The organism is Gallibacter sp. Marseille-QA0791, assembly GCF_965119705.1.
GTDB classification, from domain to species: domain Bacteria; phylum Bacillota; class Clostridia; order Peptostreptococcales; family Anaerovoracaceae; genus Lentihominibacter; species Lentihominibacter excrementipullorum.
Genome location: NZ_CBCPMH010000001.1, coordinates 2,666,981 through 2,686,841 on the forward strand (window position 1 = coordinate 2,666,981; position 19,861 = coordinate 2,686,841).

Annotated in this window: 20 protein-coding genes; 17 read left to right on the top strand and 3 right to left on the bottom strand. The window is 48.7% G+C overall.

Going from position 1 to position 19,861, the window contains the following annotated elements; genetic code table 11:
• Positions 1-51 precede the first annotated feature (51 nt).
• From ACQY69_RS12235 to ACQY69_RS12255, 5 genes are all read left to right on the top strand, one after another.
• Positions 52-2,916 (top strand): molybdopterin-dependent aldehyde oxidoreductase, encoded by a 2,865-nt coding sequence (locus tag ACQY69_RS12235; RefSeq protein ID WP_428260795.1) that lies wholly within the window; start codon positions 52-54, stop codon positions 2,914-2,916.
• 131 nt (positions 2,917-3,047) lie between these two features.
• A complete protein-coding gene (locus tag ACQY69_RS12240; protein ID WP_428260796.1) occupies positions 3,048-3,293 on the top strand; it encodes a DUF2321 domain-containing protein in 246 nt (81 codons plus the stop codon).
• Between the two features lie 243 nt (positions 3,294-3,536).
• Positions 3,537-3,857, top strand: coding sequence for a hypothetical protein (locus tag ACQY69_RS12245; RefSeq protein ID WP_428260797.1), 321 nt, complete (start codon positions 3,537-3,539; stop codon positions 3,855-3,857).
• Positions 3,857-4,663, top strand: coding sequence for a prolipoprotein diacylglyceryl transferase (locus tag ACQY69_RS12250; RefSeq protein ID WP_428260798.1), 807 nt, complete (start codon positions 3,857-3,859; stop codon positions 4,661-4,663). Before ACQY69_RS12245 ends, ACQY69_RS12250 begins: the two co-directional genes overlap by 1 nt.
• Before the next feature lie 81 nt (positions 4,664-4,744).
• The gene (locus tag ACQY69_RS12255; RefSeq protein ID WP_428260799.1) at positions 4,745-5,266 is read left to right on the top strand and encodes an N-acetyltransferase family protein; all 522 of its coding nucleotides are present in this window, start codon (positions 4,745-4,747) and stop codon (positions 5,264-5,266) included.
• Between the two features lie 88 nt (positions 5,267-5,354).
• Here ACQY69_RS12255 and ACQY69_RS12260 read toward each other — a convergent pair whose 3' ends face one another.
• Positions 5,355-6,188 carry a hypothetical protein gene (locus ACQY69_RS12260; protein WP_428260800.1) on the bottom strand — a complete coding sequence of 278 codons (834 nt, stop codon included), beginning with the start codon at positions 6,186-6,188 and terminating at the stop codon, positions 5,355-5,357.
• A gap of 113 nt (positions 6,189-6,301) precedes the next feature.
• Here ACQY69_RS12260 and ACQY69_RS12265 point away from each other — a divergent pair, with 113 nt between their 5' ends.
• The 9 genes from ACQY69_RS12265 (at position 6,302) to ACQY69_RS12305 (ending at position 16,177) form a co-directional block, all read left to right on the top strand.
• Positions 6,302-7,381 (top strand): tetratricopeptide repeat-containing glycosyltransferase family 2 protein, encoded by a 1,080-nt coding sequence (locus ACQY69_RS12265; RefSeq protein WP_428260801.1) that lies wholly within the window; start codon positions 6,302-6,304, stop codon positions 7,379-7,381.
• Positions 7,382-7,516: 135 nt separating this feature from the next.
• Positions 7,517-8,497 (top strand): collagen-like protein, encoded by a 981-nt coding sequence (locus tag ACQY69_RS12270; RefSeq protein WP_428260802.1) that lies wholly within the window; start codon positions 7,517-7,519, stop codon positions 8,495-8,497.
• Between the two features lie 800 nt (positions 8,498-9,297).
• Positions 9,298-9,528 (top strand): hypothetical protein, encoded by a 231-nt coding sequence (locus ACQY69_RS12275; protein WP_428260803.1) that lies wholly within the window; start codon positions 9,298-9,300, stop codon positions 9,526-9,528.
• 282 nt (positions 9,529-9,810) lie between these two features.
• Complete coding sequence (locus ACQY69_RS12280; RefSeq protein WP_428260804.1) at positions 9,811-10,734, top strand: DMT family transporter; 924 nt, start codon at positions 9,811-9,813, stop codon at positions 10,732-10,734.
• The gene (locus ACQY69_RS12285) at positions 10,700-12,124 is read left to right on the top strand and encodes a nicotinate phosphoribosyltransferase (RefSeq protein ID WP_428260805.1); all 1,425 of its coding nucleotides are present in this window, start codon (positions 10,700-10,702) and stop codon (positions 12,122-12,124) included. Before ACQY69_RS12280 ends, ACQY69_RS12285 begins: the two co-directional genes overlap by 35 nt.
• Positions 12,125-12,356: 232 nt before the next feature.
• A complete protein-coding gene (locus tag ACQY69_RS12290; RefSeq protein ID WP_428260806.1) occupies positions 12,357-13,418 on the top strand; it encodes a sensor histidine kinase in 1,062 nt (353 codons plus the stop codon).
• Positions 13,408-14,115 (top strand): response regulator transcription factor, encoded by a 708-nt coding sequence (locus ACQY69_RS12295; RefSeq protein ID WP_428260807.1) that lies wholly within the window; start codon positions 13,408-13,410, stop codon positions 14,113-14,115. Before ACQY69_RS12290 ends, ACQY69_RS12295 begins: the two co-directional genes overlap by 11 nt.
• A 67-nt stretch (positions 14,116-14,182) precedes the next feature.
• Positions 14,183-15,481 carry a TrkH family potassium uptake protein gene (locus ACQY69_RS12300; protein WP_428260808.1) on the top strand — a complete coding sequence of 433 codons (1,299 nt, stop codon included), beginning with the start codon at positions 14,183-14,185 and terminating at the stop codon, positions 15,479-15,481.
• Positions 15,482-15,496: 15 nt separating this feature from the next.
• Positions 15,497-16,177 carry a potassium channel family protein gene (locus tag ACQY69_RS12305; protein ID WP_428260809.1) on the top strand — a complete coding sequence of 227 codons (681 nt, stop codon included), beginning with the start codon at positions 15,497-15,499 and terminating at the stop codon, positions 16,175-16,177.
• 89 nt (positions 16,178-16,266) lie between these two features.
• Here ACQY69_RS12305 and fba read toward each other — a convergent pair whose 3' ends face one another.
• Both fba and ACQY69_RS12315 read right to left on the bottom strand, forming a co-directional pair.
• Positions 16,267-17,196, bottom strand: a complete 930-nt coding sequence (gene fba / locus ACQY69_RS12310; protein WP_428260810.1) for a class II fructose-1,6-bisphosphate aldolase — start codon at positions 17,194-17,196, stop codon at positions 16,267-16,269.
• A 34-nt stretch (positions 17,197-17,230) separates the two neighbouring features.
• Entirely contained in the window at positions 17,231-17,629 is a 399-nt protein-coding gene (locus ACQY69_RS12315) for a hypothetical protein (protein WP_428260811.1), read from the bottom strand.
• Between the two features lie 166 nt (positions 17,630-17,795).
• Between ACQY69_RS12315 and ACQY69_RS12320 the strand changes: the two genes are divergently transcribed.
• Genes ACQY69_RS12320 through lepB (ACQY69_RS12330) form a run of 3 tightly spaced genes read left to right on the top strand, consistent with a single transcriptional unit; the run spans position 17,796 to position 19,822 of the window.
• Entirely contained in the window at positions 17,796-18,752 is a 957-nt protein-coding gene (locus ACQY69_RS12320; protein WP_428260812.1) for an RluA family pseudouridine synthase, read from the top strand.
• A gap of 3 nt (positions 18,753-18,755) precedes the next feature.
• Positions 18,756-19,304 carry a signal peptidase I gene (gene lepB / locus ACQY69_RS12325; RefSeq protein ID WP_428260813.1) on the top strand — a complete coding sequence of 183 codons (549 nt, stop codon included), beginning with the start codon at positions 18,756-18,758 and terminating at the stop codon, positions 19,302-19,304.
• Between the two features lie 2 nt (positions 19,305-19,306).
• On the top strand, positions 19,307-19,822 hold the full coding sequence (lepB, locus tag ACQY69_RS12330) for a signal peptidase I (protein ID WP_428260814.1): 516 nt from the start codon (positions 19,307-19,309) through the stop codon (positions 19,820-19,822).
• Positions 19,823-19,861 lie beyond the last annotated feature (39 nt).

Consider the following 19,861-nt stretch of genomic DNA (forward strand, 5'->3'; position numbering starts at 1 on the left):
TAAAGTTGTTGTGCAGTTTGGGTTAATGTTGTTAAATCGGAGGCAATTATTATGAATTTGAAGAAAATGACATTGAACATCAACGGTGCTGACCGTATGTTCATCTGCGATCCGGAAAAGGATACGCTGGCATCCGTACTTCGTCGTCTTGGACTTACCGGAACGAAAGTAGGCTGCGGCACAGGCGTATGCGGCGCATGTTCCGTTATCCTTAATGGCAAAGTAGTTCGTTCCTGTACCAGGAAGATCAACAAGATCGAAGAGTACAGTTCGGTTATAACCATAGAGGGGATCGGTAATCCGCTCCATCCGCACCCGCTTCAGTATGCGTGGGTAAATCTTGGAGCTGTACAGTGTGGATTCTGCGTTCCGGGATTCATCGTCTCGGCTTACGCGCTGCTGCAGGAAAACTCGAATCCTACGAGAGAAGACGTCCGCGACTGGTTCCAGAAGCACAGAAACGTGTGCAGATGTACAGGATACAAGCAGATCGTAGACGCTGTAATGGAAGCTGCTGCTATCCTCAGAGGCGAGAAGACATTTGAGGATATCACATATGACTGGTCGAAGGATATCAAGGAAGGCTTCTATGGCAAACCGCTCGTTCGTCCTAATGCTATGGCAAAGGCATGTGGTGTATGCGACTATGGTGACGATATCGAGCTGAAGATGCCGGCTGAATCGCTGCATGCTGTCCTCGTGATGCCAATGAAGACGAACCACGCGAAGATCCTCAATATCGATTTTGAAGAAGCAGAAAAAATGCCAGGTGTTGTAAAGGTCATCACGGCTAAGGATCTTGCTCCGGCAGGAAAGCTGATGGCATATCAGTTCTCACCGAGAACGGTGGAATTTGAACAGACACATAAGATCCTGCAGGATGAGAAGATCGTAAGATGGGGAGATCCTGTGGCTATGGTAGTAGCTGATACTAAGGATCATGCCAGAGCTGCTGCCAATAAAGTGAAAGTTGAACTGGAACAGCTGACGGAATACATGAATTATCTGGATGCTGTAAAACCTGATGCTGAGAGAATACATGCGTCTTTCGACAACATATACAGCCAGCAGCCTGTACTGAAAGGCGATTACGAGCATGTGCCTGAGATGATAGACGAAGCTGCATATTCCGTAGAGGGAAGCTTCTATTCATCGAGAGAGCCGCATATGTCGATAGAAGGAGATACGGCTCAGGCATATTATGATGAAGATGGCAAGCTTTGCGTACATTGTAAGACCATGACCCTTTACTTCGACAGAGACGATATGGCGGAAGCTATCGGTATCCCTGTTGAAGATCTGCGAGTTATAGAAAACCCTACGGGAGGTTCCTTCGGATGGGCGATGAACGCCGCTTCCTACGCACTGGTAGGAGCTGCTACCAAGGTGACGGGAATGCCTGTTGCACTGTCCATGACTTATGCTGAATTCATGGCCTTCTCCGGTAAGCGCTCCCCTGCCTTCTTCAACGGAAGACTGGCTTGCGACAAGGATGGAAAGATCATAGCAGGTGAATTCGATTCAGGTCTCGACAATGGTGCATATCCTGAGATGGGTGACGATAAGCTGACGAAGATACTCAGATTCATGTTCTTCCCTTACTATGTTCCTAACGTAGTCGGTCTTGCCAGAAGTGCTGTGACCAACCACAACTTCGGCGTACCTTACAGAGGGTATGGAGCTCCGCAGGCTTATACATGCGGCGAGGCTCTTATCGATATGATGGCGGAAAAGATCGGCATGGATCCGTTCGAATTCAGATATAAGAATATTGCAAGGCCTGGAGATACGAACCTCAACCAGAGACAGTTCCTCCAGTATCCTATGGAAGAAATGATGGATACTCTGAAGCCTCTCTATGAAGAAGCTGTAAAGAGAGCCAAGGCTGAAGATACACCGGAAGTGAGAAAGGGCGTCGGTATCGCTTGGGGCGGATACAACGTAGGCCTGGGCGGAGTCGATGAAGCTACCGTGGCTATCGAGCTGGTAGGTGACGGCAAGTTCAGAAAGTACGACACATGGCAGGATCAGGGCCAGGGCGGAGATGCCGGTTCCCTTGTCTGCACGCTGGAAGCACTCAGACCTTACTTCCCTGACGTTACTCCGGATGATATAAAGGTGATCCAGACGGACAGCAAATACTGCCCTAACACCGGTGAGTCCGCAGGCTCAAGATCTCACTTCGCCAATGGTAAAGCCTCCATCGTAGCTGCCAAGATGCTGGCTGACGCTATGAGAAAGGAAGATGGGACATACAGGACCTATCAGGAGATGATAGACGAAGGAATACCTACGAGATATGACGGACACTGGGTTGCCGCGGACGAATGGGATTACTTCGACTTCCTCGATCCTAACGACGGAACAGGCGAACCTACATACGCTTACACATATGCCCTGTTCATGGCAGAAGTATCCGTAGAGACTGCTACAGGAAAGACTACGGTAGATAAGATGACATGTATCGACTGGGTAGGTAAGGTAGGTAATATCCAGTCCGTAAATGGTCAGGCATTCGGCGGAATGTCACACGCTATCGGATTCGCTCTTCAGGAAAATTATGAAGACGTGAGAAAGGACACCAATATGCTGAGAGCAGGAGTTCCTTACATTAAGGATATTCCTGACGATATGGTGGCTATCCATATGGATGGTTATGACGAGAGAGGACCTTTCGGTTCGTCCGGAGCATCGGAAGCATTCCAGTCCTCAGACCACGTGGCTGTCATCAACGCTATCAACAATGCCTGCGGCGTGAGGATCTACGACCTGCCTGCATCGCCTGAAAAGGTAAAGGCCGGTATCGATGCCATAGCCAGAGGAGAAGAGCCTGAAAAGCCAGGAAAGTACTTCCTCGGTTCAGAGCTCTATGAAGAACTTGAAAACCTCAAGGCCAATCCGCTCAGCTGGGATTGATAGCTGACTGTTGATCTGACGGATCGGAATAAGGAAGATATGGGAGTTGTCGCAGCGGAGAGTTTATCGATGCGGCAGCTCCCTGTTTTATATGAGTTGCACAGGTAATTTCGTGACGGAGAGGAGCGGTCATGACTAATTTTTATATCCATGTCTGTGAAAAAGGGCATGCAAAAACGGATTTCAGAAGGATAAAACCGGGACAGACTTGCGAGAAATGTGGTGCTCCACTTCTGGATTCGTGTCCGCAGTGCGGGGAGCTGATAAAGAAGTGGCATTACTACGGTTCCGTCCCCAGAGGTCCTAAGGCCGAGAGCTTTCCGTTGCCTGACAGGTGCCAGCACTGCGGCTGTCGTTTTCCGTGGGCAATAAAATAATCAAGATCTATCATTTGAATATGATTCCCTATAGAAACAGCAGGTTGTACAAATTGATGATTGCAACTTTTCGGGACAACTACCATCTTTTATGGGTTTATTTCGAATGTTGATAGAATCCGATGGACTTGAGACTGTCGAGCTGCTTCCACGTCGCGACGACTTTACTTTTGGAAGGCCGTAACGTATAATGTAGGAAGCTGAGAATAGAAAAGCAACCTTGATATCAGTAAGGAGAAGAGAATGAACTACAATCAGAATGGATCGGGAGGTTATCCTAACGGAGATATCCCCGGAAAGAATAAGGCTATAGCGTCCCTGGTGCTGGGTATAATATCGGTAGTGCTCTGGTTTTTCGGATATTCGTCCATATTGTCCATAATCCTGGGGATCATAGGACTCGTCCTTTCGTCCAAGGCGAAGGAGGAAGGATACGATGACAACCTGAGGATGGCGGGATTCGTCCTGTCGCTGATAGGTATTATCGGAGGAGCATTTTTCTTCGTGGCCTGTGTGGCGTGCGTGGGTCTGCTGGGGATAGCAGGCATAGGAGCCAGCCTGTGATGTCGGACATCATGGTGTTGGGACGGGAGATACCAATATATGGAGCGATAGGGATAACAGGCGTGTGCCTTGCATTGGCATGCGCCTTGTTTTCATGTAAAAGATTTGGATTGAGCAAGGACGATACGCTCTATGTGATGGTCTTCGGCGCCATAGGTGCTATGGCTGGCGCCAAGCTACTGTATCTGGCAGTATCCGCAGGAGCCATAGCAGGAGAGCTGACATCGGGGCAGGCGCCGTTGTCAGTGACTGCGCTCAAATACATGAGCGGAGGCATGGTATTTTACGGAGGGTTTATTGGAGGACTGGCGGTGAGCTGCTTTATGGCAAGACGATATGGGAAAGCCGGGGCGGATTTTTTTCCTGTCATCGTGCCTGCTTTCGCATTGGCTCACGGCATTTCAAGGTCAGGATGTTTGCTTGTGGGATGTTGTTACGGCGTTGAAACGTCAGGAGCTTTCCATATCACATATGAGTCGTCCATGATAGCGCCCAACGGAGTGCCGCTGATACCGGTGCAGGGCATGGAAGCGGCAGGAGAGCTTATCATTTTTTTTATACTTATTTGGCTTTCTCGTCGTGTGAAGGACAGGAGAGATATCTTATATGCGTACATTTTTATGTATGCTCCAATGAGGTTCTGCCTGGAATTCCTGAGGGGAGATGAGGCGCGGGGGTTCATCATGACTCTGTCCGTATCGCAATGGATAAGCCTGGCGTTGATGGGGGCAGTTGTGGTGATGAAGGTGACGGACGTGACAGTAAGAGCGTGGCGCAGGCGGGATATACGGAAAGACGGAGAGTGAAAAAGCGTTGTTTTCTTTTCAAAAAGCATTATAATATTATTGTTGCGTACGGATAAGAAACGCGTCAAGAAGGGGGAACAGATGATAAGGAAAGCGACGAAGAAAGATCTGGACTCAGTGGTTCGGATATACGAATCAGTACTGATAGAAGAGGAAAAAAGGAATGAGAAAATGGTGGGATGGGTAAGGGGGATCTATCCTACGGATAAGACTGCCCTGGACGGATTGGAACAGGGATCATTGTTCGTTTATCAGGAGGGCGACAGAATAGTCGCGACTGCCAAGATGGATAACGTACAGGCGCCGGAGTACGCAGAATGCGACTGGGGATATGATGTGCCTTACGATAAAGTAATGGTGCTTCATACGCTTGCGGTCGATCCGGAATGCTCGGGGCGTGGATACGGCGGTAAGTTCATAGATTTTTACGAAAAGTATGCATCGGAAAATGGCTGTGATTATTTGAGGATAGATACCAACGTGAAGAATACCATAGCCCGCCATATATATGAAAAGCATGGCTACAGCAGAGCGGGAACAGTGAAATGCTCGTTCAAAGGTATAAATGATGTGTACCTTGCATGCTTTGAGAAGAAACTCTGAAAGGCGGAGCAACCTGAAGGCAGCGGAAGGGTAGACATCGGCAGGAAAATGTCTGACGAGGAACAACGGCAAATCTGACGGACCGGCCTCAGTCGGTTTGATCAGCAAGATAATCCTTGTCCTTATCCTTCTTGTGTGGTATGAGTTTTACGACGACCGAGTCGTCGTTTTTGTTTTTCACGAAGAAATATCCCAGCACGGAGAACACCAGGGCGCCTATGAAGTTCACGAAAAGATCCTGCATCGTATCGATGAGCCCGATATCGAGGTATCCTCCGAGGCCAAGATCATGCCCGGAGACTGTGACATCGCTGATATTTTCCATTACGACAGGATCATTTTCTCCTGTGGGATTGAGCATCACCGAAGATATTGTATGTATGACCGTATCTTTCTGCATATCGAAGCCTAAAAATCTGTCCATGGAGAACTCGAAGAATTCCCAGAACACTCCTATGGTCATGGAAAAGCAGAACGCCACGATCGATGTGAAGAGTGGTGACAGGTATATGAGGAGCCTGTCGCTCTTGTTGAGCAGCCGTACCAGTGAAAGACCGATGGCGGCGGCCAGGAAACCGTTAAGAGTATGGAGCACCGTGTCCCAGAAGGGGAAAATACTGTAGAAATTGAATATTTCACCCAATATTTCGGCAGCAAATATGAAAATGAGCATAGTTATTTCCAGCATGGTAGGCAGCTCGATGCGCAGCGCTACCTGGAGAAAGCTGGGAACTATCAGCAAAACAAGAGTGAGAAGGCACAGGAAGGCGCTCTCATAATTTTCAGTTACGACTGTGAATATCAGTACGCCGATAACAAGAGCACGTAATATCGTATATATGATAAAGGAACTGCGGTGTTCCCGAAGCTCCCGTTTAAGTGCGTTATGTAATCTGGGGATAATATTTTTTCTGTTTTTCATGCCTGTATCATGTCACATCCTTTTATGTATTTATAATATTATAACAGCAGACACAGGATAAATCCAGAACTCTCGAATAGTATGTATCATATCAGATATATGAGGAGGACGATATGATAACCATCAGTTTGTGTATGATAGTGAGGGATGAGGAGTCGGTTCTCGGGCGGCTGCTGGAACAGATGAAGGATGTGGTCGATGAGATCATCATAGTGGACACAGGATCTGTCGATAAGACAGAGGAAATTGCCAGACAGTATACATCGTCGGTCTTTCATTACCAATGGCATGACGATTTCGCTGCCGCCAGGAATTTCGCGTGTCAGAACGCTGCCATGGATTATTGGATGTGGCTGGACGCAGACGATGCAGTCACGCCGGAAAACCAGGCGCGCTTGCTGGAATTGAAGCGGACGCTGGAGCCTGATACGGACGTAGTAATGATGAGGTACGCGACCGGGTTTGACGAAAAAGGAAAGGCTAATTTCTCGTATTACCGAGAGAGGCTGATCCGGAACGGGAAAGGGTTCCGCTGGGAGGGGAGAGTGCATGAAGCGGTGACTCCTGCAGGAAAGGTGGTCTATTCCGATGTGGTGATAGAGCATCGTAAGGTGTTTCAGGGAGATCCAGACAGAAATCTGAGGATATATGAAGATATGCTCTGTGCCGGAGAGGAATTCAGTCCGAGGAGCCTTTTTTATTATGGGAGAGAGCTGCTGTATCACCAGCGGTATGAGGAGGCGGCTGCGGTGCTGGAAAAATTTCTGGAGACGGAGGAAGGATGGAAGGAGAACAAGATAGACGCGTGCTTGCAGGCGGCCAGGTGCTACGAAAAGATGGGCAATGCGGAAAAGCGTATGGGGCTGTTGCTGGAGAGCTTCCGGTATGATATACCGAGGGCTGAAGTGTGTTGTGATATGGGGCGCCTGTTCATGGAAAAACGGGACTTTGAAAAGGCGGCATATTGGTATGGTCAGGCATTGGCTGTTCCTGACAGATATGGAGAGGGCGGGTTCGAGCAGAAAGAATTTCACGGATTCATACCGCTGATACAGCTATGCGTGTGCTGTGACAGGATGGGCGATATCAACGGGGCGTGGCAGTATCATCTCCGTTCCGCTGTCCTGAAGCCTGAGGACGAATCTGTCAGAAAAAATCAACGATACTTCGAGCGCCTTTTTGCGGAGCGGTGAAAGGATGAAAAAGTGTCACCCTATTGGGGAAAAAGCATATGGTAGAGTATGGGCGTCGAGACGGACGCCGATATGACGTATGGATGAGAGATCCATGACAGTCAGCAATGAGGATGCTGATAAGGGGGAAAGTATATGCTTTTTAATAATTCCAACAATAACGACTGCTGCTGCGGTAATTACAATAATAGCTGCTGCAACAGAGGTGTTACCGGCCCGACAGGTCCGACAGGCCCGAGGGGTTGTCCGGGTCCGAGAGGACCAAGAGGCGAGCAGGGGCCGATGGGGCCTGAAGGGCCTATCGGATTTCCGGGTCCGGCAGGCCCAACTGGTCCAACCGGACCGACCGGAGCAACCGGTACTGCCGGAGCTATGGGGATAGCTGGAGCAACCGGACCTACAGGAGCGACGGGGCCTACAGGAGCAACCGGACCGACCGGAGCAACAGGTCCAACTGGCCCGACGGGCGCTGCCGGTGCAGGCCTTGATACAGTAGCCGAATTCACACCGGGAACAGCTTACGCTGCAGGAGCGATGGTTTATTACAATGGAGCGCTGTACCAGGTGGCCAGAAGCAATCCTGCCGGGACTCCGGGAACGTCGCCGGATTTCAATCTGGTCACTGTTACTGAGGAGACTGGTATCGCGGGACCTACCGGAGCTACCGGCCCAACAGGCCCAACTGGCCCGACTGGGCCAACCGGAGCAACAGGCCCAACCGGGCCGACGGGGGAAGCCGGAGCAACCGGGCCTACAGGAATAGCAGGGACAATGGGAGCAACCGGACCTACAGGAGCAGAAGGCGCCACGGGCCCGACAGGCCCAACAGGGCCAACCGGTGCAGAAGGAGCTGCAGGGACGGAAGGCGCTACCGGCGCAACAGGTCCGACCGGACCGACAGGCCCGACCGGTGCGGAAGGAGCCGCAGGAGCAGAAGGCGCCACCGGCGCAACTGGCCCTACCGGGCCGACAGGCCCGACCGGAGCTACCGGAGCGGCACCGACAGCCGCGTCGGCCGTTACGGACCTTTCGCCGAGCAGCTCCACTACCGATATAGAGAACAAGGTCAATGAGCTTCTGGCAAGTCTCAGAGCGGCAGGATTCCTGGAAAACTAGGGGAGTTGATATGCCACTGGCCCGGTGAATAAGAAGAGGTGTCGATCTGATACAGAACGACACCTCTTTTGTAATAGCTTTCCCGGAGGCACATGCTTCGGTGGTATTTACCAATTTCTCGAATATCGATATCCCAGGTGGCATCGTTCGTATGCCTGATTCTTTGAATGATGAAATGTTGATATCATCGAAAATGCCAAAATACATATATTTATGAAGTCTAATAGGCATTATTGACCTGTTTTGGTATTCTGCCAACCGACTGGTATGCCAAATACGTTGAAAAAATGCTGCTTTTAGGCATAGCTACGCCGTTTTCTTACAAGAAAAATGCTAAATGCTCAGGAAAAGAAACTGTCATTAGGCATATCGCTTTTGGGAAAGCGGGTCCGGATCTGCTATTTATGCCTAATACGCTTTAAAAATCCAGTCAATAGGCATATCCGCTGTGGGGAATGTTTCGTCGCGGCAGATATCTGACACGACCTGTTCACTTCACCGGTCGATGCTTTCAGAAATGTAATGTGATAAGACATATGTAACAAAAAGAAAAAAGAAAGAGGAATACTCTGATATAATTAATTCACCACAAAAAACATATCAAAAGGAGTATCGCCTCATGGCTATTGTACCCTGAAGGGCACAGGTAACAGAAGAAATGAGTATCGCCAGCGCGTATATGAATATGCGCTAAAGCATGGAGTGACAAAGGCAGCAAGAAGATATCACACCTACAGGCAGTTCGTATACAGACATCTTGAAAAGTATGAAAGTATGATGGAAGCGTTCGGAGCCTTGCGTTGAGGTCGAGGAAGCCTCAGCACAGCCCGAATGCATATACGGAAGAAGAGCTGAAGAGGATAAAAGAGAAAAGTGCATACGAGATGAAGGAATTCATAAAGAGTCTGAGAAAAAGAATGGGATTCAAGATAGAGACTATCCAGGTAGACAATGAACCGGAATTCGTAAATGACGATGCTAAGACGGAAAAGGACAGTGCATTTGAAAAAGCAGTAAAGAGGAGGAGATGAAGTTTAAAAGGACGAGACCGTATTCACTGTGGCAGAATGGTAAAGTAGAGAGAAGCCACAGCGAAGACAGTATTGGACTTCAAAATCCCCCATCAGGTAGTAGCAGAGTATTTCTCAAAGTGTAACAAATGTCTTGACAGTTAAGAAGCGGCAGCTTTCTTTACATCAAAACATGATTGTAGACCTTTTGAAGAGATGATATAATAATAACGATGCGCCTAAAGGCGCAGAAGAGCTACGGCAATCATATCTCAGCAATATTTTTGATCAGGTGGTGAAAGTTTGAAGGAAAGAAATGTGGTGTTTCTATTGATGTGCGTGCTGGTGTGCGCATGGGGACTGGATTATATCGTGGCAAAATCGGCCCTTGAGCTGTTGGAACCTCTCAATCTGTTGTTTTTGAAGTATACCATGGGTGTGCTGGTAGTCTTCATCGCTAAGATGATAAAGGACAGGAAGTTCTACGTCAGGCCGAGAGACATCCCGTTTTTTATCATATGCTCTCTGACAGGAGAGATATTGTATTACTTCTGTGAATACTCGTCGATGGATTATCTGCCGGTGTCGATCATCACCATAATACTGGCCTTCGTACCGGCTGTGTCTATCATAGCGGAACGCGTCGTATTCAAGAAGCGATTCACCGCTAAGATGATGTTGGGAGTGCTGATATGTGTGATAGGCGTGGGGATCGTCATCGGAGCGGATTTTCGGGAACTGCTGCAGGGCAGAGCTATAGGATATCTGCTGGCCTTCGGGGCGGTGGTATCGTGGAACATATATAATTTCATAACGGCGAAGATCTCGAGAAATTACGCGAGCCCGACGATGGCGTTCAATCAGCTCATCTGTACGATCCTGATACTTGGACCGTATGCGATACATACGATGCCGCCTGTAGATACGTTTACGCCGGAGATAGTAGGCGGGATAATGTATCTGGGATTTGTCAGCGCAGGGATGGGATTCATGATCACAGTCAGGAGCCTGAAGGTCCTGGGGCCGACCATATCCGCGATGTTTTCAAATTTCCTGCCGGTGACGGCTACATTCTTCGGATGGATATTCCTGGGCGAGGCGATAGGCGCGGCGCAGTTCATAGGCGGCGCCGTAGTTATAGCGTCATCGTGCATAGTGATAAAAGAGAAAGGTAAAATGGAGGAACGGTTAAATGAAGGAGAAACTGAACCTGACGATGCTGACTGACTTTTATGAGATAACCATGGCCAATGGATATTTCTGCAGCGATATGGCAGACGACATTGCGTATTTCGATATGTTTTTCAGGAGGATCCCGGACGAAGGCGGATACGCCATAATGGCGGGGCTCGAACAGCTGATAGAGTATCTGGAGGATCTGGAGTTCACGGATGAAGATATAGAGTTCCTCAGGAGCAAGAAGATCTTCGACGAGAAATTCCTCAGCTATCTGAAGGACTTTGAATTTACATGTGACGTATGGGCTGTCCCGGAAGGTACTCCTATATTTCCGGGAGAACCGATAATTACAGTCAGAGGACCTGTGATGCAGGCTCAGTTCATAGAAACGATGATACTCCTGATAATAAATCATCAAAGCCTCATAGCCACCAAGGCCAGCAGGATAGTGAGGGCTGCGGCCGGCAGACCTGTCATGGAGTTCGGCACGAGAAGAGCCCATGGCGCCAGCGCGGCCATATATGGGGCGCGGGCAGCGTATATAGGAGGCTGCGCGGGTACGGCATGTACCATATCTGACAGAGATCATGGGATCCCTGCCATGGGGACCATGGCGCACAGCTGGGTACAGATGTATGATGATGAATATGAGGCTTTCAAAAAATACGCGGAGATATATCCTACCAACTGCACATTGCTGGTGGATACTTACAATGTGCTGAAGTCGGGCGTACCGGCAGCAATAAAAGTTTTCAAGGAAGTGAAGCCGGAGAAGATGGGCATCAGGATAGATAGCGGAGATATATCATATTTGACGAAGAAGGCCAGAAAAATGCTGGACGATGCGGGGCTGGAGGATTGTTCCATCGTCGTTTCCAACTCGCTGGACGAGTATCTCATAAGGGATATAATCTCGGAAGGCGCCTGCGTGGATTCCTTTGGAGTGGGAGAACGTCTCATCACCGCCGGCTCGGAGCCAGTCTTCGGTGGCGTGTATAAGTTGTCAGCTCTGGAAAAGAACGGCAGGATGATACCGAAGATAAAGAAGAGTGAGAATGTGGAGAAGATAACGAATCCGGGATTCAAGAGCGTCTTCAGACTTTTCGATAAGGACAGCAACAGAGCGTTGGCGGATGTCATCGTCCTGGACGGGGAGACGATACCTGAAGGAGAAGAATATGAGATCTTCGACCCTGAGGCTGTATGGAAGAGAAAAAAAATAAGGAATTTCTATGTGAAGAATCTGAGAGAGAAGATCTTCGAGGGCGGAAAGTGTGTGTACCGATGTCCTGATATCGAAGAGATAAAGGATTACTGCGCAAAACAGCTGGACGCCATGTGGGATGAGATGAAGCGCTTTGAGAACCCGCAGACATATTACGTGGACCTTTCATATAATCTATGGAAGCTAAAGCATGATATGATAGAAGAGCTTTAAGAATGGGTCGGCCACGAAAGGCCGCATGTTTCGAAGGAGTGATCTGGACTAAGGATCGCCCTTCGATTTTTTTGCCGCGAATGGGTCGTACGAGTCAGTTAATGTATTGAATTTTCGCAAAACCGTTCAAATTTGCGGCGTTGCGGCTACATGTGTGCTCAGAAACGAAAAAAGCAAATATTTGCCGTATCTTTACTTTCGCTGTGTTATAATGTCCGTGCTGGAGGGGAATATGGTAGAAATGAAAAATCAAATAAGAGATTTTGTGGTGATGACAGTGGTCCTGGCATTGTCATTCGGACTCACTATTTCCATTCAGAATTTCCTTGACACGGAGGCTATCGCTCCGGTCATCTTCGTTCTGGCAGTGTTTATCGTCGCCATGGGAACCGACGGGTACAAGTGGGGGATACTGGCGGCGTTTCTCAGTGTATTGGCTGTAAATTTCGCTTTCACATTCCCGTATTTTGAGTTCAGTGTTTCCATGCCGGAAAATATCTTTTCGGGCATCGTTATGCTGCTGGTCGCTGCGATGACCAGTGCGTTGGCTACGAAGACCAAACGCCAGGAAGAGCTGAGACGGGAGGCGGAAAAGGAAAAGGTCAGGGCAGATCTGCTGCGAGCCGTTTCCCACGATATACGCACGCCGCTGACGACCATATACGGCGCGGGATCAGCTGTCATGGAAAATTATGATCTGCTATCGAAAGAGCAGCAGATGAAAATGCTCAAGGGCATATGTGAGGAGTCGGAATGGCTCATACGCATGGTTGAAAATCTGCTGTCGGTCACCAGACTCGACGGCGGTAATGTGTCCGTCATCAAAACTCCCGTACCGCTGGAGGAATTGATAGATTCGGTACTGATGAAATTCAGGAAACGTTATCCAGGCGTAGAGCCGGAAGTATCCATGCCGGAAGATTTTATCAGCGTCCCTATGGATGCGCTCCTCATAGAACAGGTCCTGCTTAATTTGATGGAAAATTCCGTTCGGCATGCTAAGGGGATGACGAGGTTGATCCTTTCGGTAAAGGTCGAAGATGAGAAGGCTGTTTTTCAGGTGTCAGATAACGGCAGCGGCATAGATGAGGGGAAAATCGGGGCGCTCGTGGGAGAAGACGGGAGATATGGAGAACGTTATGGAGATGCCGGCAGGACAAACAGCGGCATCGGACTTTCGGTTTGCGCCGCCATCATAAAAGCTCATGACGGCACCATCGAAGCCGAGAGCGGAGAAAGAGGCACCACAGTGCGCTTTTTCCTGAAGATGGAGGATTTGCAGGATGAGCAATAATAAATACAGGATATTGATAGTCGAAGATGAGGAGAATATCCGTGATTTTGTGGAAACAGTATTGGAAATGAACGGATATCAGGTCATGACGGCAGCCACCTGTGAGCAGGGGATGACTATGTTTGCGTCTCACAATCCTGATCTGGTAATATTGGATCTGGGCTTGCCGGACAGAGACGGGATGGATATGATAGAGGAGATAAGGAAGTCTTTCATCACGCCTGTCATAGTATTGTCGGCCAGACTGGCGGAATCGGACAAGGTGAAGGCTCTCGATATGGGTGCTAACGATTATATAGCGAAGCCTTTCGGGACTGCGGAGCTGATGGCCAGGATACGGGCCACACTGAGGAACGCCAGGTACAATGCTGCGGCGAGGGTGTCGCCTGAAGGAGTTTTTAAGGCCAGGGATCTCAGCATCGACTACGATCGGCGTCAGGTGAAGATAAATGATGAGAAAATAAGCCTTACCCAGACAGAATACAACATCGTTGCTTTCTTATCGGAGCATTCGGGAAAGGTAATGACATATTCGTCTATTATACATGCCATATGGGGCATGGAGGATAGCGGCAGTATAAAGCGGCTGCAGGTCAATATGGCCAATATACGGAAGAAGTTCGGAAGCAGGCCGGGGAAGAACCGGTATATATTGAATGAACTGGGGGTAGGATACCGTATGATAGACGGTGAATGAAACGAATGAGAATATACAGTAAGATATAGAATACAGATACAGACAGGAGGATAATCAAAGGATATTCATGTTTAGATTCATAAAGAAGCAGCCGACAGGACGCATCATAGCCATGGGCTTTGCGTTGGCTATATTGCTGGGCTCAGTGCTGCTGATACTGCCGTGCAGCGTAAAGGAAGGAGTAGATCTGAGCTATATTGACGCTCTCTATACATCTACCAGCGCCGTATGTGTGACGGGACTGATAGCCGTCGACGCAGGCGACACGTTCACGTCGCTGGGGCAGTTTTTTCTGGGACTTCTGATACAGATCGGAGGACTGGGCGTCACGGCTGTGGGCGCCGGTGTCATCGTTGCCATAGGTAAAAAGGTGAATTTCAAAGGGCGAAATTTGATAAGGGACGCGATGAATGTCAACTCGGGAAAAGGGATGGTCAAGTTTGTCAAAAGTATATTTTATACGACCATAATATTCGAGTTGCTGGGAGCTGTATTCAGCTTCATTGTATTCGTTCAGGATTACCCGCCTCTCAGGGCCGCGGGTATCAGCATGTTCCATTCGGTAGCCGCGTTCAATAATTCAGGCTTTGATATACTTGGAAATTTTCAGAATCTGATACCATATCAGAACAATGTGCTGCTGAACATAGTCACATGTGTGCTGATATTCTTCGGCGGTATAGGGTTCCTGGTAATAAGAGAAATGCTGGCTAAGCGATGTCGCTGGAAGAGGTTTTCCATGCACACGAAGGTGGTGCTGTCGGTAAGTCTGGCGTTGATAGTGGCCGGGACTCTGTTGATAAAACTGACGGAAGATGTATCGTGGCTTGGAGCTTTCTTTCACAGTGTTTCTGCCAGAACCGCCGGATTTTCCACATATTCGTTGGGTGAATTCTCCGACGCGGGGCTTCTGGCTATCATCGTGCTGATGTTCATAGGGGCTTCGCCGGGGTCTACCGGAGGCGGTATAAAAACCAGTACCTTCTTCATATTGCTCCAGGGGATAAAGTCGTCGGCGACCAACAAGATGGAAGAAGCTTTTCACTATGCGGTACCGGCCAACGCCTTCCATAAAGCGGCAGTGATAACGCTGATAGCTATCGGAGTGATACTGACGGGAACGTATGTGATGGTGATAATGGAGCCGGGGGTCTCCACCATAGATGCGCTCTTTGAGATGACCAGTGCATTCGGCACCGTAGGCCTTTCTACGGGAATAACCCCTGACCTGAGTGTGGGAGCAAAACTGCTTTCCATCATGGTCATGTATATAGGAAGACTGGGGCCGCTGACAATAGCGTCTCTATGGTACTTTATAAAAGGCGAGAGAACTCGCTATCCAGAAGGCAATATTTCCATTGGATAATGACAGGAGGTAAAAATGTTCAACAGATATAAAAGAGGAAAGATGTCCTACGGGATCGTAGGCCTGGGTCGTTTCGGATACGCTCTGGCCAGTGAACTGGCGGCGATGGAGGCAGACCTGCTGATCCTCGATAAGAATGAGGAAAAGGTAAGAGAGATAAGGGAATACACGGAGAACGCGCTGGTGATAAAGAATCTGGATAAAGCGTCGCTGCTGGAGACGGGTATACAGAACTGTGATGTGGCTGTCGTCTGTATAGGAGAGCAGATGGATACGTCTATTCTGACGACCCTCAATCTGGTGGGAATGGGGATACCCAGGGTGATAGCAAGAGCCACCAGCAGTGAGCACGGTGAGATACTGGAAAAGCTGGGGGCGCAGGTAGTATATCCTGAGCATGATATGGCGGCGCGTCTGGCAAACCGCCTTGAAGCGGCTAACCTGCCGAACTTCGCCCAGCTCAGTGACAGGATCAGCATATCGAAGCTGAATATCTCCTATGAGATGGAGGATGAAACTGTTGCGGAGACGGATCTGAAAGGGAGGTTCGGTGTCAACGTCATAGCCATCGAGAGCAGTGGTGTCGTATATAAGGATGTGGATCCTGATTATGAATTCAAGGAAGGAGACATCATATTCGTCATCGGTGACAAGGACAATATCAAAGAGCTTACGGAGTGGATAGAGGACGATTGATGAGTTTGATAGCATTAAAAAGGGGAGCCGCTGAGATGCGTCTCCCCTTTGCTGTAAGTCAAGATTATTTTTTCGATTCTCTTTGCGCGTCATCGCTTATTGGATGCGTTGAGGACGTTTCTTATCTTGTGCTGCACCATTCCTTTGATGGCGTCTCTGGCAGGTCCCAGATACTTTCTCGGATCGAAGTCCTCCGGATGTTCGGCGAAATGTTTTCTGATCTCAGCTGTCATAGCCAGTCTCAGATCCGTATCGATGTTGACCTTGCATACTCCGTGCTTGGTCGCAGTCCTTATCATATCCTCAGGCACACCCTGAGCGCCCGGTATGTTTCCTCCGTATTCGTTGCATTTTTCCACGAATTCCGGGAGAACGGTCGATGCCCCGTGGAGAACCAGCGGAGTATCAGGTATCAGCTTGTGTATTTCCTCCAGCCTCTCGAAGTCCAGATATGGAGTGCCTTTGAATTTGTAAGCTCCATGGCTGGTGCCTATGGCTACCGCCAGCGAGTCTACGCCTGTCTTTTCCACGAACTCAGCGGCTTCTTCAGGAACGGTGAATGTAGCGTTCCTGGCGTCCACCTTGATGTTATCCTCGATACCGGCCAGTTTACCCAATTCGGCCTCTACCGAAACGCCTTTGCTGTGGGCGTATTCGACGACTTCCTTAGTCAGCCTTATATTTTCTTCAAAGGGATGCTTGGAGCCGTCTATCATCACTGAAGTAAAGCCGTCGTCCACGCATTTTTTGCATATGTCGAAATCCTCGCCATGGTCGAGATGAAGGGCGATATCCAGTCCCGTATCCTCGATGGCAGCTTCCACCAGCTTCACCAGGTATACCGGTTTGGCGTATTTCCTCGCGCCTGCGGAGACCTGGAGTATGAGAGGAGCCTTTTCCTCTTTTGCAGCCTCAACTATGCCCTGAATGATCTCCATGTTGTTGACGTTGAAGGCGCCTACCGCATAGTCCTGCGTCAAAGCTTTCGCGAACATGTCCTTTGTAGTAACTAGAGCCATCATTGACCTCCTTTTATTCAAATGATGATAAAAGTTATTCGATTATTATGTCCAGGATGTCTTCCTGTGTTGAACCTTCCGGGATCTGGAAGGTCCCCGTTTTCAGCGTCGCTTCCTCTCCGTCGGCAGTCTGACTGTTCACGTATTCTTCGAAGTCAGCGGCCGAAGAAACGAGACCTTCGCTTTCCAATGTTTCAGAGACTGTCGTTATGGTGGCAGCGTCGTCGATGGTTATGGAGACGATGTTGGAGTCGGTATTTGAAGTTTCCTCTTGCTGCTGAGATTCAGCCGCTGCCGCCTCCCTCGCCAATTGCTCCGGATAATCCATTATGACGCCTATCCTTGTATATATTATAAAGGCTGCCGCCGCCAGTATTATCAACACGATTATTATGTCGTTCTTATCGTAAAAAAAATCCTTGATCTTTCGCATTTCAATACTCCTTCCACATACATATTAACTTTAACATATTTCATATGGTTTCTCAAATCCAAAAGCCTGGTTTTTGATGAAAATTTCTTCACAGATAGGTTTTTCGCTACAATAAATTTGTATTTGGATGTGAAAGTGTTGTATAATTACATTTATGGTGCGATTAATGATAACCGAAAATGAGGCGGATCAGAGACTCGACAGATTCCTGCGAAAATATTTCAGACGTGCTTCTCTCAGTTTCATCTACAAGATGATAAGGAAGGATATAAAGCTCAATGGTCGGCGTGTCAGGGAGGATACCATACTCAGTATCGGTGATCAGCTGACTGTATATATGCCTGAGGAAAAGTTCAGGGAGCTGACTGCCGGGAAAAAGAAGAGCACCGTCAAAAAGCAGTTCAAGGTGGTCTATGAGGACGAGGATATCCTGATAGTGGATAAGCCTCGCGGGCTTCTTATCCATGGAGATTCCAGGGAAAAGAAGAATACGCTGGCGAATCAGGTGTGCGGATATCTTCAGGAACAGGGCAGCTACGACCCGACGGGGGAAAAGACTTTCACGCCGTCGCCTGTAAACAGGCTGGACAGAAATACGACGGGGCTTGTGATCTTTGGGAAAACTGCCGCCGCGCTGCGGAGCTTCACACGCCTTATCAGGCAGCGCGATGGTGTTGAGAAGTACTACCTGGCCATAATCTGCGGTCGTTTGGAGACGGCTCTGGTCCTGGATGACAGGATGAAGAAGGATGAAAGACGTAATGTTTCTGAGCTGGCGGACAGCAGTGAAGGTAAAGAGGCTGTCACCTATATAAGGCCGATAGAGTGCGGAGATCAGTTTTCCCTCGTCGAGGCGCGTATATTGACGGGCCGGACTCACCAGATCAGATTTCATTTGGCCAACGCCGGGTTCCCTATCGCAGGGGACAGCAAATACGGAGACGTCAGGATAAACGGGCGGCTGAAGAAGCATGGGATAACGACGCAACTTCTTCACGCTTGCAGATTGAAATTCGACGATTCGCCGGATATCCCGGAAGACCTGAGGGGCAAAGTGATGGAAGCGCCGGCTCCGTCCGACTTTATAAGAGCGGAACATCTGTTGATACATGGAAAGGATTAGCTTATGAGCAGCAGTGCAGCAAATCAGCAGGCATATGGAAGAAGAAGGAAGTCACCATATATGGTAGCCATCGTGTTGGCGATGGTCATGTTCATATTGGTGGCACCCGAAGTAAATGACGGTGATGCCATGTCTCCTACGATAAATGACGGGCAGATCCTGGTAGTCAGCAAGACTTCATATTCGCAGAACAGAGGGATCCCGGAACGGGATCAGCTGGTCATACTGGAAAAGAACGCTACCAATGCTCAGAAGGTGTCGGATGACAATATAATCGCAAGGGTGGCCGGACTTCCGGGAGAGACTGTTGAGATAAAGGATGGCAAGGTATATATAGACAGTAAGGAATATATTACAGAAAACGGTATTGAGGGTTCGGATGGAGAGATGTCGGTGACGCTGACGGAGGACGAGGTCTTTTTACTGTGTGATAACAGGGAAGAGTATATCGACAGCAGAAATGAAAAGCTTGGTCCGGTCAACATGCGTGATATAAAGGGCAATGTCCTCTTTTGCGTATGGCCGTTTTCCCGGTTTGGAGGAATCGACTGAAGATGAAGGAATTTATAAAGGACATAATAATAGCGCTGGTGATAGTCCTGGCCATAACGTTGGTGATAAAGCCTACGATAGTGAAGGAAAGCTCCATGGAGCCGACCCTTTATGAGAATAACTATCTGTTCGTCAATAAGCTGGCGTATGTAACTAAGGATCACCCTGATTACGGCGATATCATAATATTCAATTCCGATGTGAAAAAGGACGACGGCAGCGGCAATAAGATATTGATAAAGCGTGTCATAGGAGTTGAGAACGATGTGATGTCCATTTACGACGGCAATGTCTACAGAAACGGAGTACAGCTGGAAGAAGACTACACGCTGGAAGGGTATACGACAGGTGAGCTTTACGATTATGTGGTGCCGGAGAATGAAGTTTTCGTAATGGGAGATAATAGAAGTGTGAGCCTGGACAGCAGGTCAGCCGAAGTAGGCGCTGTCAGCGAAGATGACATAATAGGCAAAGCGTTTTTCAGGCTGTATCCTTTCAGTGAGATAGGATTGCTGTGATTTTCATCTGATGGGATGGGGAAAGGCCGGGAAAACAGG

Coding starts and splice junctions, on each gene's coding strand:
- ACQY69_RS12270 (WP_428260802.1), top strand. CDS start 7,517: ATGCTTTTTAATAATTCCAACAATAACGACTGCTGCTGCGGTAATTAC.
- ACQY69_RS12300 (WP_428260808.1), top strand. CDS start 14,183: ATGTTTAGATTCATAAAGAAGCAGCCGACAGGACGCATCATAGCCATG.
- ACQY69_RS12305 (WP_428260809.1), top strand. CDS start 15,497: ATGTTCAACAGATATAAAAGAGGAAAGATGTCCTACGGGATCGTAGGC.
- ACQY69_RS12265 (WP_428260801.1), top strand. CDS start 6,302: ATGATAACCATCAGTTTGTGTATGATAGTGAGGGATGAGGAGTCGGTT.
- ACQY69_RS12250 (WP_428260798.1), top strand. CDS start 3,857: ATGTCGGACATCATGGTGTTGGGACGGGAGATACCAATATATGGAGCG.
- ACQY69_RS12315 (WP_428260811.1), bottom strand. CDS start 17,629: ATGCGAAAGATCAAGGATTTTTTTTACGATAAGAACGACATAATAATC.
- ACQY69_RS12320 (WP_428260812.1), top strand. CDS start 17,796: ATGATAACCGAAAATGAGGCGGATCAGAGACTCGACAGATTCCTGCGA.
- ACQY69_RS12295 (WP_428260807.1), top strand. CDS start 13,408: ATGAGCAATAATAAATACAGGATATTGATAGTCGAAGATGAGGAGAAT.
- ACQY69_RS12285 (WP_428260805.1), top strand. CDS start 10,700: ATGAAGGAGAAACTGAACCTGACGATGCTGACTGACTTTTATGAGATA.
- ACQY69_RS12260 (WP_428260800.1), bottom strand. CDS start 6,188: ATGAAAAACAGAAAAAATATTATCCCCAGATTACATAACGCACTTAAA.
- lepB (WP_428260814.1), top strand. CDS start 19,307: ATGAAGGAATTTATAAAGGACATAATAATAGCGCTGGTGATAGTCCTG.
- lepB (WP_428260813.1), top strand. CDS start 18,756: ATGAGCAGCAGTGCAGCAAATCAGCAGGCATATGGAAGAAGAAGGAAG.
- ACQY69_RS12255 (WP_428260799.1), top strand. CDS start 4,745: ATGATAAGGAAAGCGACGAAGAAAGATCTGGACTCAGTGGTTCGGATA.
- ACQY69_RS12235 (WP_428260795.1), top strand. CDS start 52: ATGAATTTGAAGAAAATGACATTGAACATCAACGGTGCTGACCGTATG.
- fba (WP_428260810.1), bottom strand. CDS start 17,196: ATGGCTCTAGTTACTACAAAGGACATGTTCGCGAAAGCTTTGACGCAG.
- ACQY69_RS12290 (WP_428260806.1), top strand. CDS start 12,357: ATGGTAGAAATGAAAAATCAAATAAGAGATTTTGTGGTGATGACAGTG.
- ACQY69_RS12245 (WP_428260797.1), top strand. CDS start 3,537: ATGAACTACAATCAGAATGGATCGGGAGGTTATCCTAACGGAGATATC.
- ACQY69_RS12240 (WP_428260796.1), top strand. CDS start 3,048: ATGACTAATTTTTATATCCATGTCTGTGAAAAAGGGCATGCAAAAACG.